This window comes from Muriicola sp. (genome assembly GCF_049669965.1).
GTDB lineage: Bacteria > Bacteroidota > Bacteroidia > Flavobacteriales > Flavobacteriaceae > Muriicola.
Window position 1 is genome coordinate 1 of the sequence record NZ_JBATLB010000040.1, and the last position, 15318, is coordinate 15318.

General features: G+C 42.2%; 12 protein-coding genes, 1 tRNA gene and 1 pseudogene. 9 read left to right on the forward strand and 5 right to left on the reverse strand.

Annotated features, from left to right (window positions below):
• Nucleotides 1–204 precede the first annotated feature (204 nt).
• The 3 genes from WBM49_RS02465 to WBM49_RS02475 all read right to left on the reverse strand — a co-directional run bounded on the left by WBM49_RS02465 (nt 205) and on the right by WBM49_RS02475 (nt 2478).
• Nucleotides 205–552, reverse strand: coding sequence for a hypothetical protein (locus tag WBM49_RS02465; protein WP_424370481.1), 348 nt, complete (start codon nt 550–552; stop codon nt 205–207).
• Between the two features lie 58 nt (nt 553–610).
• Nucleotides 611–1804: a tyrosine-type recombinase/integrase gene (locus WBM49_RS02470; protein WP_424370482.1), complete on the reverse strand. Its 1194-nt coding sequence runs from the start codon at nt 1802–1804 to the stop codon at nt 611–613.
• 601 nt (nt 1805–2405) lie between these two features.
• A tRNA-Phe gene (locus WBM49_RS02475) sits at nt 2406–2478 on the reverse strand.
• Nucleotides 2479–2726: 248 nt separating this feature from the next.
• Between WBM49_RS02475 and WBM49_RS02480 the strand changes: the two genes are divergently transcribed.
• The 7 genes from WBM49_RS02480 (at nt 2727) to WBM49_RS02510 (ending at nt 10444) form a co-directional block, all read left to right on the forward strand.
• Nucleotides 2727–3455, forward strand: coding sequence for a type III pantothenate kinase (locus WBM49_RS02480; protein WP_424370483.1), 729 nt, complete (start codon nt 2727–2729; stop codon nt 3453–3455).
• Entirely contained in the window at nt 3456–4721 is a 1266-nt protein-coding gene (locus tag WBM49_RS02485; RefSeq protein WP_424370484.1) for a hypothetical protein, read from the forward strand. It begins immediately after the preceding gene.
• 39 nt (nt 4722–4760) lie between these two features.
• Nucleotides 4761–6131, forward strand: coding sequence for a hypothetical protein (locus WBM49_RS02490; RefSeq protein WP_424370485.1), 1371 nt, complete (start codon nt 4761–4763; stop codon nt 6129–6131).
• Nucleotides 6132–6133: 2 nt separating this feature from the next.
• The gene (gene lptC / locus WBM49_RS02495; RefSeq protein WP_424370486.1) at nt 6134–6739 is read left to right on the forward strand and encodes an LPS export ABC transporter periplasmic protein LptC; all 606 of its coding nucleotides are present in this window, start codon (nt 6134–6136) and stop codon (nt 6737–6739) included.
• Complete coding sequence (locus WBM49_RS02500) at nt 6736–6939, forward strand: hypothetical protein (protein WP_424370487.1); 204 nt, start codon at nt 6736–6738, stop codon at nt 6937–6939. The genes lptC and WBM49_RS02500 overlap by 4 nt, the downstream gene beginning before the upstream one ends.
• Nucleotides 6940–6941: 2 nt before the next feature.
• Complete coding sequence (locus WBM49_RS02505) at nt 6942–8231, forward strand: hemolysin family protein (protein WP_424370488.1); 1290 nt, start codon at nt 6942–6944, stop codon at nt 8229–8231.
• Between the two features lie 92 nt (nt 8232–8323).
• Nucleotides 8324–10444, forward strand: coding sequence for a peptidylprolyl isomerase (locus tag WBM49_RS02510; protein WP_424370489.1), 2121 nt, complete (start codon nt 8324–8326; stop codon nt 10442–10444).
• Nucleotides 10445–10491: 47 nt separating this feature from the next.
• Here the strand turns inward: WBM49_RS02510 and WBM49_RS02515 are convergent, their stop codons facing one another.
• The gene (locus tag WBM49_RS02515) at nt 10492–11406 is read right to left on the reverse strand and encodes a GYDIA family GHMP kinase (protein ID WP_424370490.1); all 915 of its coding nucleotides are present in this window, start codon (nt 11404–11406) and stop codon (nt 10492–10494) included.
• A complete protein-coding gene (locus WBM49_RS02520) occupies nt 11407–12729 on the reverse strand; it encodes a hydroxymethylglutaryl-CoA reductase, degradative (protein ID WP_424370491.1) in 1323 nt (440 codons plus the stop codon).
• 196 nt (nt 12730–12925) lie between these two features.
• On the opposite strand from WBM49_RS02520, the gene WBM49_RS02525 reads away from it, so the two are divergent.
• On the forward strand, nt 12926–15088 hold the full coding sequence (locus WBM49_RS02525; RefSeq protein WP_424370492.1) for a S9 family peptidase: 2163 nt from the start codon (nt 12926–12928) through the stop codon (nt 15086–15088).
• An 18-nt stretch (nt 15089–15106) separates the two neighbouring features.
• Nucleotides 15107–15318, forward strand: a pseudogene (locus WBM49_RS02530) (peptide MFS transporter); the annotation flags it as partial.

Sequence of the window (15318 nt, forward strand, 5' to 3'; positions counted from 1 at the left end):
GTATATATTGTGTACAACGGCTTTGGCTATGATTGCGGCGCGGCGATGGGGACGAAGCTAGCGGAGGATCTAACGGCTTTGTCGTTAGAAATTCGCGCTGGCAAAGCGAGCCCTGGCCTTTCAACCATTGAAGCCAAATTTAGTTTAATTTAAATGTAGGAAATTTCAATTAAGCAGGAAAGCAGCGATGAATTATAGCCGATGTTAGCTACAGTTTTTGTTTTTTATCAGTTTGTCAATTCGTCTTTTATTTTCCTGTTGTAATAATGAAGGATATAAATTCATTAAAATATTAGGAATCATTATTGTAAGTCCGAACACGATACTTACGCTGAAACTTTTAGTTATAGCAAAAATTGTTACAAAAAGAAATCCGATTAAATGACTTATTTCAGAAAGAGTCATTTCATTTCGTATTATGGTCAAATCAACCTTTTTGTTTTCTACCTTAATTTTCTGATTGAAAAATTTAAAAAAAGTTTTTTTCACAATCCACCTAAAATATTCGATTCCGATATTTTTATTCAGAGCTTTACTTTCAATAAAATTCAAATTTGACAGTTTTTTATAAATGTTTTACAACTTGTTATATGTGTATAAAAATAGCTATTTATCCCTTAAATCTTCCGGATAAGGATATTTTAGTGGGATGCTTATCGGGTTCCAGAAATTGAAGTACGGCTTCGTCTAGTGGACTTCGGATCTGTAAAAGATCCTTTTTAGCAATGTGGGTATAGATCATGGTGGTTTCTGGCTTGGCATGTCCCAGTAGTTCCTGAACATGCCGCAAACCAACGCCGTTTTCTATTAAGTGGGTGGCATAAGAATGGCGCAAGGTATGTGGTGTAACCTGTTTTTTGATGCCGGCCTTAAAACAAGATCTCCTCAGGAAATTGCGAACGCTTCCGGCACTGTACATATCACCTGCGTTACCCTCCAGCATAAAGTGCCTCGGACGATAAGTTTGCAGATAGTTTTGCAATAGTGGCAAGATGCTTTCCGCCAGTATTACATACCGATCTTTCCTTCCTTTTCCTCTTTCTATTCGTACTTGCCTCCGGTCTATATCTATGTCTGCCTTCCGTAAATGAATTAATTCGCTAATTCGTAAACCTGCAGAATAGATCAGGGCAAGCGCCAAACGGTGTTTTAGGTTGGCGGTGTGTCTCAGCAAGGAAATAACTTCCTGCTGGCTCAGAACTACAGGCAACCGATTTTGCTTTGAAGGCCGTTTTAAAGAAGTTACTTCAATACCGCTTATATTAAATCGTTCAGCAAAATGTTTGATGGCACTGATCAATTGTCGGTGACTACTAATACTATACCCTTTGTCTGAAACCAGTTGTTCTACAAAACGCTGTACTACGGGATTGTCTATCGCAGCTGGCCGTTTCTCTTTTAAAAACAACAAGAAAGCTACAATAAAATGTCCATAGACGGCAACCGTATTTGGGCTATGCCTTAACCCTTGAAGGTATACCTTGTATTCCTTATAAATTTCCAGATACCGGCCTTCTAATAATTCAATTAATGATTTCCGCGGCTCCCTCTTTTTGTATTTGGAAATGGTCTTGAGACCGTTTAGTTGTTGATAGTCAACAAAAAAATTCCGTTCTCGTAAATAGGCATAAAACTCAAGAAAAAGTACTTGATTGTAGGGCAGATAAAAGCATTGGTGCGTTCGGCTCCAACGAATCTTGGGAAACTTTTTTATATGGTCATTAACCTCTTCGGAATAAGGAAAATCTACCTTTATTTGCCGCCTTCCCCGATGTACAAATGAAGATAACCGTACCTTGATCATTCGTTTTGTCTGTAGAGAGAAAGATACTACCCCAGCCTGCAATTTGTGTGCATGTAGGCACGGTAAGCCATTATTGCTCAGAGTTAGTATCACTCAACTTCTTGCCGATACCTGTTCTTTGCTGTTAATTCAACTTTGTTCAGAAACAGGATTGCTTCCCTGCCTGGGTCCAAAAGAGGCATTGCAATGAAAGTTGTATACTTCCTTTTATATAATTACTGGAATTTGGAATTTGGAATTTGGAATTTGGAATTTGGAATTTGGAATTTGGAATTTGTTTTTTGTGTTTTTGGCCCGGTGCTGAATTCATTTCCTCGCTTCGCTCGTTGTTTCTTTAGGCCTACAAAGGTTGGCAGTTTTGTAAAAGTAATCTTGGATTTGATATTTAGTTATACGAACTATCCAAATGTTCCAGGATTAACTTCGTCCCGATAGCTATCGGGACTCGTTGTTCCTTTGTTCCCGATCCTGCAAAAACTACAAAGCTCATTGCCTAGCGGCAATTGCTTTTTTCATTTCTCACGCCTTTACCAAGCTAGCTTGGTACGTTGTTTAAAATGAAAAAAGCCCATTCTTGCGAATGAGCTTTTTGAGTTTGATGTGGTACCTCCAGGAATCGAACCAGGGACACACGGATTTTCAGTCCGTTGCTCTACCAACTGAGCTAAGGTACCAGTATTTCAATTTTTCTTTGATCGCAATTCCCAAAACTATTTAGGGACACACGTCCCGATAGCTATCGGGATCAGTCCGTTGCTCTACCTCCCGATAACTATACGGGAGAGCTAAGGTACCATTTAAAGGTCTGCACCCGCCGAAGCCTTGGGCGTAGGCGGGGGCAAATATAAATTCAAATTTAGGAACTACCAATAAAAAAGGAAAAAAAGGAGATTCTTTTTTGCCAATTTTTAATCTTTGCAGTATGAACGTTGTCATAGACGCAGGGAATACTTCCATTAAGTTGGCGGTGTTCAGAAAAAAGGAACTTTTATTTCTAACGAGTACGGACAGGCCGGGCTTTCCAAAAGCGGTAAAGGATGTATTTTCCAAGTTTCCGGAAATTACACATGCGCTGGTAGCCTCCGTTGGGTCGCTTTCCAAAAAGGAAATCAACGTCCTGGCTATCTTTTGTAAGGTACAACTCCTTACTGCAGTGGCTTCAGTGCCCTTTAAGAATTCCTATGCAAGTCCCCAAACCTTAGGGGTAGACCGTATTGCGCTGGCTACCGCAGCCTTTTATAAATATCCTCATACCAACACCTTGGTAATAGACGCTGGCACCTGTATTACCTATGACCTTATCAATGACAGAGGGGAATACTGTGGGGGCGCCATCTCCCCGGGCCTGCTCATGCGCTACAGAGCGCTGCACCAGCATACGGCCAAACTACCTTTGTTAGATCCCAGTCCGTTTGTAGAACTCATTGGGAATACCACCGAGAAGAGCATGCACAGCGGGGTTATCAATGGTATTTCCCAGGAGATAGACGGGGTTATTTCTCAGTACCATACCCGATTCGAACATTTAACAGTTATTTTAACAGGGGGAGACGGTCAATTTTTGTCCAATCGGTTAAAAAATACCATATTTGCCCATTCAAATTTTCTCCTGGAGGGCTTGAATTATTTGCTCGAATACAACAAACACTAGATGATCAGAAAAATTGGTTTTATTGTAATATGCCTTGCAGCATGTAGCCTGCACGCACAAAATGGAACAGTATCTCCATATTCTTACTTCGGCATAGGCGATCTCAGGTCCGGGAGCACCATAGAAAACCAAATGATGGGTGGCCTTAGTCTTTATACAGACAGTATCCACCTTACCCTAAAAAATCCTGCAGGGTACGGAAAATTGCGACTTACAACCTATACCGCAGGGCTAAGTCACAGGGAAATATCGCTTAACAGTTTTACCGATCAGGAAAAGACATCCGTGACCAATATGGAATATCTGGCTATAGGATTTCCTTTGGGGCCAAAGATCGGTGCAGGTTTAGGCCTTAGGCCTTTTTCTTCCGTGGGATATGACGTTTTGCAAAACACCCTGGACCCCAGTGGAAATGATGTTACCAATCTTTACTCCGGATCCGGAGGCATCAATCAGGTTTTTCTCTCTGTTGGATTTGAATTGGCTAAGGACCTGAATTTGGGGGCAACGATGAATTTTAATTTCGGGACCCTGGAAAGTGAAAAAATTCAACGGATAGACGGACTTCAGTTTGGCACAAGAGAAACTCAGGGATCCAAAATAAACGGATGGGATTTTGTCTATGGTCTCACCTATTCGCCTACCATTAAGGATAAATATACCCTCTATACCTCTGCCGTGGTCAATACCCAGATAAACCTCCTTTCAGAGAACACCCAGACCTTCGGGTCTTTCTCACAGGCAAACGGGAGTACCATAGAAGAAATAAATGTAAACCTGCAGGAACAGGGCTTGGCGAACACCGAGTTGAAGATTCCTACCATTGCCACCTTTGGCCTTGGTTTTGGCGAAGAGAAAAAGTGGTTCATGGGGGCAGAATACAGTTTTCAACAGCTGAGTACTTTTGAAAACCGATTCTTACAAATTCAAAATCAGGAATACAAAGATGCCAGTTCTTATGCCCTTGGAGCTCATTTCATTCCAGACTATACCTCTTTTGGAAGTTTACTTAAACGAGTGACGTACAGGGCTGGAATTAGATACGACATGACCGGGATTGTGGTTAATGACAAAGAGATAGATAACTTTGGCATAACTTTTGGTCTAGGGTTACCATTGGGAGGTAGTTTCTCTAATCTCAACCTTGGATTTGAATGGGGGAAAAGAGGGACCACCGCAGCAGATCTGATTGAGGAAAAATACTTTAGGGTCAACATAGGACTCTCTTTCAACGACAGATGGTTCCAAAAAAGAAAAATAAATTGATAAAAAATTAGTACATTAACCGCTTTAAAACGTAACACAATGAAAAAGGAACTTTACTTGATGATGATTGCCTTAGTTGGCTTCACAGGCATGAGTTTGGGACAGGGACAAAATCCTGAATGTATGACCAACCTTTCCATTTACGCAGAGCATGCTAAAGTTAAGAATTACGATGCGGCTTACGGCCCATGGAAAATGGTTTATGAAGCTTGCCCTGATATCAACAAAGCAAACTTCTCCTATGGGGAAAGGATATTGATGGATAAGATCGAGAAAAGCAGTGGGGCAGAAAAAGATGCTTTTATCAAAGAGCTGCTTAAAGTATATGAAGACAGTAATAAATACTTCCCTGAGAGTTTTACCCCTGGAATGGTAGCGATCGATAAGGTGTTATTAATGTATGACAATAAGATGGCTTCAGACGATGATATCTTTTCTATGTTAGACAAAGCATTTAAGGAAGACAAGGAAAATTTTAAGAACCCGAAAGCATTATATCTTTATTTCTCAAGTCTGGTAGACTTATACAGTGCCAATAAGAAGGAATTACAAGACGTTTTTGATACCTATGATGATGTTACTGAAAAGATCGAGGATGAGAACAGCCAGTTAACAGACGTCATCAACAAATTACTTCCTAAGGAAGATGCAGGCACCCTTACGTCGAAAGAAAAAAGAAGCTTGAGAGTGGCTACCACGAATTCTGAATCCTATGGTAAAATTGCCGGGAGCGTAGATTCTAAATTGGGAGCACTTGCAGATTGTGAAAACCTGATTCCACTTTATGAAAGGAGTTATGATGCCAAAAAAGGAGATGTTACCTGGGTAAAAAGAGCGGTAGGAAGAATGTTCAGTAAAGAGTGTACTGACGATCCTATGTTTAAAAAACTCTATGAAGCTCAATTGGCGCTAGATCCATCAGCAGACGCATATGTATACGGAGGAACGCTGAAACAAAAAGCCGGAGATAACAGCGCAGCTATTGCCGACTTTAACAAGGCGCTTGATTTGGAAACAAATTCAAGGAAGAAATCTAATATCGCCTACAAGATCGCAACCAGCTATAGAAGAAGTAACAGGTCTACTTCCAGAAGCTATGCATTGAAGGCCATTGATGCCAACCCTTCAAATGGAAATGCCTATTTACTGATTGCCAGTTTGTACGCTGCCAGTGCCAATGATTGTGGGGATACCCCATTCGAAAAACGCGCCATGTACTGGAAGGCAGCCGATATGGCTCGCAAGGCGGGTAGAGTAGATCCGGCTTTAAGCGGCAGGGCAAGTCAGGCTGCAGCAAGTTATGAGGCCAAAGCACCCTCAAAGACAGATCTCTTTAATTCTGGCATGGCCGGAAAAACCCTGAGTTTTAAATGTTGGGTAGGCGGCAGTATTACCGTCCCCAGTTTATAAGTATGAAACCCTTGGGTAAAAAAATACCAATCTCAATTGCCATGGTTTTAACCGTGGCAATCTTTTTTTATAGCTGCCAGGATACCTATCAGCGTGTGGGAGACGAAAAAAAAATTGAGGTCTATCCTCAGGGTGTGGCACAAGATTTTGAGCTCACCTATACAGAAACCACAGAGGAACTGGAAAGTGAAGATGAGGGAAATTCCAGGGTGATCGCTATATTAAAGAGCCCCCTCAGTGAGGATTATGACAACATGCTTTTTAAGTACAGAACGTTCCCCAATGGCCTGGAAGTAGAATACTTTGATGCAGATAATAAAAAAAGTACGATAAAGGCAGACTTCGGGATCATTTATTCCCAAACCGATATCATAGACCTGCGGGGAAATGTGGTAATCGAAACACACGACGGGAAAAAGTTAGAGACCCCCCAACTCTATTGGGACAGAAACGAAGAGTGGATCTTTACACAAGAAAAATTTAAATATACAAATCCGGAAGAAGGTAGTATTATGGATGGGGAGGGCATGGATTTTAACCGTGATTTTAGTATTTTAAAAGCTCATAAAACCAATGGATTAATGACCATAAAGGAAAACGAATCATGATCAAGTTATTGCGATTTACAGAATACCTGTATCTAATAGTTGCCATCGTTTCAATCTATAAGATTGGAGATCTTTGGGAAACAAACCAGGAAGGAACTTATATATTCATCTTCTTTGCCATTGTTTCTATAGGGATGTTCATCTTCCGCCGCAATTATAGGAGGAAATTTGAAAAAAGGAAGAAGGAAAACCAATCGTAATTGTGGATACACCTATCTTAATCATTATTCTGTGCCTGATACTATCCGCCTTTTTTTCAGGGATGGAGATTGCATTTGTTTCTGCCAATAAGATCCATATTGAAATTGAGAAGAAACAAGCCGGCTTTTTAGCCAAAGTACTGGCCAAGCTTACACATAAACCCTCCAAGTTTATTGCCACCATGCTTATCGGGAACAATATAGCCCTGGTGGTCTATGGGTTTTATATGGGCGATCTTCTGATGAACTGGTTTCAGAGTATGCTGCCCTCACCCTATGGCTTTGTGCAAATATGGCTCACAGATTTTAGTCTGCTTACCCAAACCATCATTTCAACCATCATCATATTGGTTACGGCGGAGTTTCTGCCAAAAGTATTTTTTCAGATATACGCCAATACCCTGCTAAAGATCCTGGCAATACCCGCCTATTTATTCTATGCACTATTTTCCTTCGTCTCAGATTTTATTATAAAAATAACCAACTTAATTCTGCGCACCTTGTTTAAAACAGATGGGGATGAAGTGCAACTGGCCTTCAGTAAATTAGAATTAGGGGATTATATCACAGAACAGATGGAGGCCCTGGAAGAGGAAGATAATGTAGATTCTGAGATACAGATCTTTCAGAATGCGCTCGAGTTTTCGGCCGTTAAGGCCAGAGAAGTGATGGTGCCCAGAACAGAAATAACAGCTGTAGAATTACACGAAACCCCCAAGAGCCTGGCAAAGCTTTTTACAGAGACCGGCTATTCCAAGATCCTGGTTTATAAAGACACCATAGACAATATAATTGGGTATGTGCATTCTTACGAGCTTTTTAAGAAACCAAAGACCATTAAAAGTATTTTACTGCCGGTAGAATTTGTACCGGAAACCATGCTTATCCACGAGATCCTTAAAATTCTTACCAAAAAACGGAAGAGTATGGCCGTGGTTTTAGATGAATACGGGGGTACCTCCGGGGTGATGACCGTAGAAGATATTGTGGAAGAATTATTTGGTGAGATCGAAGATGAACACGATAGTACAGACCTTATTGAAGAACAAACCAGTGATACCACCTATACATTCTCTGCCAGGCTGGAGGTAGATTATATCAACGAAACCTATAAATTGGAATTGCCCGACACCGAAGAATTTGAAACCCTGGGTGGTCTGCTTGTGCATGAAACAGGGGAGATTCCGGAGAAAGGTGCGGAAATAAAAATCGGGGATTACCTATTTACCGTCCTGGAAGTTTCGAGCACAAAAATAGATTTAGTGACTCTGGAAGTATCAGATAACGACTAAGCAAACACTTGGGTGCAGATAGCGGTCTTTTCGTTTTTATTATTTAAGGGAAAATGGTAATTTCGCCCACTGATTTTAAACAATCTAGATAAATGGCAATTTTAGAAAATATTCGGAAGCGAACTACAGTATTGATCCTTATCATAGGTCTGGCATTATTTGCCTTTGTAATTTCTGGGATCTTTACCAGTAATGGGTTCTCTGGTGGCAAAGTGGGCTCTTCTGTAGGAGAGATCAACGGGCAGGAAATTCCTATTGATATGTTCCGAAAAAAGATAGAACGCGCTTCTAGGAATAGCGGCCCAAATGCATCCTCAATGCAGCTGGTGAATAGTATTTGGAACCAGATAGAACGCAGTACCCTGCTCGATCAACAGATCGCTTCACTGGGGATCGATATAGAACAGGATCAGATCATTGAAGTGATCAAGAATAGTCCGGGTCTGGCTCAGAACCCGCAATTTGTTGATGAAAACGGCCTATTCGATGAAAGGAAATTCAGAGACTTTATCCTGGAATTAAAGCTTAACGCACCCACCCAATACGAGGACTGGTTGCAGGATGAGGAGGCCATTATAGAAAGTGCCAAGCAACAGGTGTACTTTAACCTTATCCGTTCCGGAATGGGTGCTACCTTAAAAGAAGGAGAGTTAGACTACAAGCTGGCCAATGACAAGGCAGACATACGCTATGTGCGTGTGCCCTATACTTCAATCCCAGACAGCACTATCGTGATCACTAAAAGTGAGATTGAGGCGTATATTAAGAAAAATGAAAAGAAATACACCCAGGAAACTTCCAGGGATATCCAATTTGTGTATTTCGAAGAAGCACCTTCAGCGGAAGACCTGGAAGCCACCAAAACTTCTATTACAAAGCTTTTGGATGATACACAGGAATATTTTGCAGACAGGGATACCACAATAACAGTGAGGGGTTTCAGAAATACCACAGATGTGGAGGCCTTCCTTGATAGGAATTCTGATACCAAATACGATACAATATTTAAGGCTCTGGGCCAACTACCTTCCGCCTTTGCAGATTCCCTAATGCAACTGAAGGTAGGAGATGTTTTTGGACCTTACCGAGATGGGGACGTATTTAAAATTTCCCGGATGATGGCCAAAAAACCCAACGGTTCTGTAAAGGCCAGTCATATCCTGATTACCTATGAAGGTGCAGAACGCGCCAATCCTGAAGTTACCAGAACTAAGGAACAAGCTGAAACAAAGGCCAAGGAAGTTTTGGCCTCTGCAGTAAAGGATGATGCCGTTTTTGCTCAACTCGCAAGAGATAACTCAGACGGACCTTCGGCTCCCAGGGGCGGAGATCTTGGGTATTTCGAGGAAGGGATCATGACACCTAAATTCAACGATTTTGCCTTCGGAAATCCGGTAGGCTACATCGGACTTGTGGAAACCGAATTTGGATACCATATAGTAAAGGTAGATGATAAGCGAGACCTGGTGCAACTTGCTACCCTTACCAGGGATATAGAACCTTCGGATGAAACCATCAATACACTCTTTACAGATGCCACAAAGTTCGAGATGGCAGCCGTAGATTCTAAAAAGAGCCTCAATGAGATCGCCAAAGAAAACGACTATGTAGTTAGACCGGTAAATAAATTAATGGCTATGGATGAGAATTTGCCAGGCCTCGGAGCCCAGCGAAGAATCGTACAATGGGCTTTTGCGGAAGACACCGAATTAGGGGATATTAAGCGATTTGATGTTAATAACGGCTATGCAGTGGTGCAGTTAACAGCTACCTATAAAAAAGGATTAATGGATGTTGAGGATGCTTCCGTAACAGTGCTTCCAATACTTCGAAAGAAAAAGAAAGCCGAAAAGATCAAAGCGGCCAATACCGGTAAATCCCTGGCGGACATGGCTTCATCTAATAATACGAACGTATCAACGGCTACGGCTCTTACGGTTAAAACTCCAACTATTCCGGGGGCCGGAAGAGAACCTTTGGTAGTAGGAACGGCTTTTTCAATGAATACAGGAGACACTTCCAAACTTATTGAAGGAGAGTCTGGGGTATTCATGTTTGAAGTTACTAATAAGGAAGAGGCCCCTGTACTAGATAATTATGTGACCTATGCCAATGCCTTGCAGGCGGCAAATGCTGCTAGTGTGGCCAACAGTATAATCAATGCTTTAAAAGAGAAAGCCGAAATAGAAGATAATAGATCTATTTTCTACTAAAAAAAAGACACATCCTCTTGAGCCCTGGTTGAAAAGCCGGGGCTTTTTTATAGTACCAGGTCATCATAAAAAAGAACTGTAGAATAGCCTTTAGAAGTAAAATATTCCGGAATTTTCGACGTTCCCATCGCGAGCACAAAATCACCTCCCCAAGCCCCCAGGCTTTTTATAAATCCTTTAAAATCCGGAAAAAGCTGATCTTGGATTCTTGTGAGTTGAATGGCCTCGGATAAAAGGATCTCGTGTTGCAGGAGCAATTCCTCAAAAACCCTGCTATCCCTGCAGGCGGCAACTTCCCTTGTGATGGTGGAGATCTCCTCAATAAAATGCCGCTGATTAGCTATGACCCTTTTGTATCTCGTGATGCCCTCTCTGCTATTTTGTTTTCTGTTGAGATGCACAAAAAATAGCTCGGCGGAAAAAGGCAGCTTAAAAGGCAGTAAATGTATCTGAGGCTTCTGGTCCTTAAGTTGGTAGGTGAGGGGCTGATTGTGCTGTGCACAGGCAATGTCGTATCCACTTCCGGAAAAACTGTTCCACAATAATTGGTAAGGATCAACAGCTGCCCATTGGGCAACATTATTAATAAGGGTAGAGGAACTACCCAAACCCCAATCCCGGGGAAATTCTAGTTTGGATATGGCCATTTGACCCTGAAGTCTGCTTAGAAAATCTGGATTTAGTTGTATAGCTCCCTGAAGTATGTTGAGCAATGTTCCCCTAATATCCGAAGTACTGGCTTTATGCATATCCCCACTTAATTCTAAAACTTCAAACCTGGTCTCAAACCAGGACTTTCCTTTGTGGTCCAGGCTTTTCCAAATCAGTCCGCCTTCCTTTTGTTTCTCAATGGTGAGTCCTTGTCCCATGCTGCAAGGAAGGCCCAGCGCCAGAGCCCCGTCCAGGACGGCATATTCACCTGTAAGTAAGAGCTTGCCGTTGCTGTGATAATGAAGATTCATCTAGGAGGTCTTTCTTAGTTCTTGTAGGGCTTCTACTACCGCACTATGTGTGGCACTGTGTTTTTTAAAATGTTCTACCAGTTGTTTCTTTTCTTGCTCCGAGGCTCCCATTTGATTTAAAATATTCAATAAATGCATTTTCATGTGCCCCTGTTGAATTCCGGTTGTTACCAAGGACTGAACGGCTCCGAAGTTCTGTGCCAGTCCGGCAACGGCCACCAACCCCATAAGGTCTTTGGCTGAGGGCTGCCCTAGTATTTCTAACGCCAGCTTTACCAGAGGGTGCAAGCTGGTTAGGCCACCAACCGTTCCCAGTGCAAGTGGTACCTCTATCCAAAATCGGAACACCTCATTTTCAAGGCTCGCATGGGTCAAACTCCTATAGGTGCCATCTTTGGCTGCATAGGCATGTATCCCAGCTTCCACGGCCCTAAAATCATTGCCTGTGGCCAAAACAATGGCATCAATACCATTCATGATCCCTTTGTTGTGGGTTACGGCCCGGTAGGGCTCAATATTGGCAATGGAAATGGCTCGTATCATTTTTTCTGCAAATTCGCTGGCACTGATGTCGCCTACAGAACCTAATTCATCTACGGGACAGCTAACTTCAGCCCGCACAAAACATTGCGGAACGTAATTGGAAAGTATGCTCATCACAACCTCCAAATGCCTTTCCTCTGGCCGTAAGATGGGGGAGGTACTTGCTTCTCGTTGCAAGGTCTTAGCAAATTGTTCAAGACATGAATTTATAAAATTGGCCCCCATGGCATCCAGGGTCTCAAAAGTGCAGTGTAATTGGTAGTAGTCTTTTAAGTCCTGGCGCTTATCCCTTAGCTCCACCTTCTTGATGCCTCCACCCCGGGCCACCATGTTCTTGGTAATGGACAGTGTTTCACTAACAAAGAGGGGTTGTATTTGCTCCACGAAGGCAGCAAGTCTGCCCGGATCGCCTTGATACATAAAATGTACCTGCCCTATTTTTTCAGTTCCCAATATTTTGGTCCTGAAACCACCCCGGGAAAACCAAAATTTTGCAGCTTTGCTGGCTGCGGCTACCACTGAACTTTCTTCAATGGCCATGGGCAGGGCATATACCTTACCATTGATTAAAAAGTTGGGCGCAATACCCAGAGGCAAGTAGAAGTTAGAGAGGGTATTCTCAATAAATTCATCGTGCAACTGTTGCAGATCTGCGTCCTTGTTCCAATAGGTTTTAAAAAGGGAAATACTGGCCTTCGGATCGTGTGTATAGTGTTCAGCGATCCATCGAATCTTTTCTTCTTTTGTTAGCTTTGAAAATCCTTCAATAGGTGAGGGCATGGTAAGATCTTATATGCGGTCAAAGATAGTGATAATGACAAGATTTTTTTAGGGCCTGTTCAAAATGAAAATGGGGAATTTATCCGCACTTAACCCGCCTGCTGCACGCGGCGCTGGTTAATTGCATGCTTTAAAGTTATTTTTTTAGCGAAAATATTAGTAAACTTGAAGGTTACAATACAATCAAATCCCTGGAATGAAAAAATACCTGGTTTTGTTGCTATTTATTTCGGCAACTACTTTTGTTTACACTCAACAGAAAAAAATAACACTGGAAGAAATATGGGGTGGGGCTTTCACCACCAAGGGAATGGATGCCCTGCGGTCTATGAATGATGGGCAACATTACACCCTGTTAGACGCAAACAAGAAGAGTAGAACAAGTAGTATTCTGAAATACGAATACAAGACCTTGCAGCAAACGGAGACCATACTTACTTCCTCTCCGGCCAACGGTGTGCCTTATTTTACATCCTACAGCTTTAATGAGGATGAGTCTAAACTTTTACTGGCTACTGAAGTAGAATCTATTTACCGCTATTCCAAAAGAGCGGTTTACTATGTGTATGATTTGGCCACGAAGGTGTCTCTTAAAATTTCTGATGAAAAGATCATGGCCCCGCTATTGTCCCCGGACGGGAACAAAGTGGCCTACGTTTTTGAGAACAATTTATTTGTGCTGGATCTGCCTTCCGGAAATACAGCACAAATAACACAGGATGGGGAGACCAATGCTATCATCAATGGGGTCACAGATTGGGTATATGAAGAAGAATTTGGCTTTGTAAGGGCCTTTGCCTGGAATGCTGATGGTACTATAATCGCCTTCTTGCGGTTTGATGAACAAGCGGTCCCGGAATTTTCAATGGATGTTTACGGGACTTCTTTGTATCCCTCTCAGGATCAATTTAAGTACCCAAAGGCCGGGGAGGATAATTCTACAGTTACACTTCATTTATATGAGTTGGCCAAGAAGCAGACCTCCGATATTTCATTGCCACAGGATTACTATATTCCAAGGATTCAATGGAAGTACAATGCCAATGAACTCAGTGTCCAAACTCTGAATCGGCTTCAGAACCACCTAAAGATGTATACTATAAACGCCAGGGAAGGTACTGTTTCTCTGTTACTGGCGGAACAAGACCCTGCCTATGTAGATATTACGGACAACCTAACTTTCTTAGAAGATGACAGTTTTATCTGGACCAGTGAAAAGGATGGCTATAACCATATCTATCTGCACAAGCCAGATGGGGGTTTAAAAAAACAACTGACCAATGGGTCGTGGGAGGTCACTAAGTACTACGGCTTTGACCCAAAAAAGAAGACCATTTTTTACCAGGGAACTGAAAACGGTTCCATAAACAGAGATGTGTACAGCGTTGGTATCAATGGAAAAAACAAGAAAAGACTCACCAATAAGACAGGGACCAACAGTGCCGCCTTTAGCACTAATTTCACGTATTTTATCAATACGTTTTCCAATGCGGATACCCCTTTTGAGTATACTCTGCACAATGCTTCCAATGGAGAGCAGGTAAAGGAAATCCTCGATAATAAAATAGTAAAGGAAAAGCTTGCCGGGTATCAGACCAGTCCCAAAGAATTTTCCACCATAGAGATCAACGGCTATGAGCTTAACATGTGGATGGTGAAACCGGCTAATTTTGATGCTGCTAAGAAATATCCGCTTTTTCTCTTTCAGTACAGCGGTCCGGGGTCCCAGCTAGTGGCCAATCGCTGGTTGGGAAGCAATGATTACTGGAATCAGCTACTGGCGCAGGAAGGGATTATTGTAGCCTGCGTGGATGGCCGGGGCACAGGCCTGAAAGGACGGGATTTTAAAAAAATGACCTACAAGGAATTAGGGAAGTACGAAGTGGAAGATCAGATCGCGGTAGCTAAAAAGCTCAGCGAATTAGATTTTATTGATGAGGACAGAACCGGAATCTGGGGTTGGAGCTACGGAGGTTTTATGGCCTCCAATTGTATCCTGAAAGGAAATGATACTTTTGAATTGGCTATAGCGGTTGCACCGGTTACCAGCTGGCGTTTTTACGATACAGTATATACAGAACGTTTTATGCAAACCCCTCAGGAAAATCCCGGCGGATATGACGGGAATAGCCCGTTGACATATCCGAATTTATTAAAGGGGAAGTATCTGCTTATTCACGGCTCCGGAGACGACAATGTGCATGTACAGAATACAATGCGCATGATTACGGAACTTGTTCAGGCCAATAAACAATTCGATTGGGCCATTTATCCCGATAAGAACCATGGTATTTCAGGCGGGAATACCAGACTACAGCTGTATACTAAAATGACCAATTTTATAAAAGACAACTTATAACCTAACCAGAAAATAATTATGGCAACAACAAAACCAGCACACCAAAGAGAACTTTTGGGACATCCGGCAGGACTATACATATAATTTATGACCGAAATGTGGGAACGTTTCTCCTATTACGGGATGCGAGGAATTCTTGTGCTCTATCTTACCGCACAGACCAGAGGGGATAATCCAGGATTGGGGTGGTTAGATGGAGAGGCCCTGTCTCTTTATGGATGGTATACCAT

Excerpts from the sequence above, each read along its gene's own strand:
- WBM49_RS02490 (WP_424370485.1), top strand. The coding sequence starts at position 4,761 with ATGAAAAAGGAACTTTACTTGATGATGATTGCCTTAGTTGGCTTCACA.
- WBM49_RS02500 (WP_424370487.1), top strand. The coding sequence starts at position 6,736 with ATGATCAAGTTATTGCGATTTACAGAATACCTGTATCTAATAGTTGCC.
- lptC (WP_424370486.1), top strand. The coding sequence starts at position 6,134 with ATGAAACCCTTGGGTAAAAAAATACCAATCTCAATTGCCATGGTTTTA.
- WBM49_RS02480 (WP_424370483.1), top strand. The coding sequence starts at position 2,727 with ATGAACGTTGTCATAGACGCAGGGAATACTTCCATTAAGTTGGCGGTG.
- WBM49_RS02515 (WP_424370490.1), bottom strand. The coding sequence starts at position 11,406 with ATGAATCTTCATTATCACAGCAACGGCAAGCTCTTACTTACAGGTGAA.
- WBM49_RS02525 (WP_424370492.1), top strand. The coding sequence starts at position 12,926 with ATGAAAAAATACCTGGTTTTGTTGCTATTTATTTCGGCAACTACTTTT.
- WBM49_RS02470 (WP_424370482.1), bottom strand. The coding sequence starts at position 1,804 with ATGATCAAGGTACGGTTATCTTCATTTGTACATCGGGGAAGGCGGCAA.
- WBM49_RS02520 (WP_424370491.1), bottom strand. The coding sequence starts at position 12,729 with ATGCCCTCACCTATTGAAGGATTTTCAAAGCTAACAAAAGAAGAAAAG.
- WBM49_RS02510 (WP_424370489.1), top strand. The coding sequence starts at position 8,324 with ATGGCAATTTTAGAAAATATTCGGAAGCGAACTACAGTATTGATCCTT.
- WBM49_RS02485 (WP_424370484.1), top strand. The coding sequence starts at position 3,456 with ATGATCAGAAAAATTGGTTTTATTGTAATATGCCTTGCAGCATGTAGC.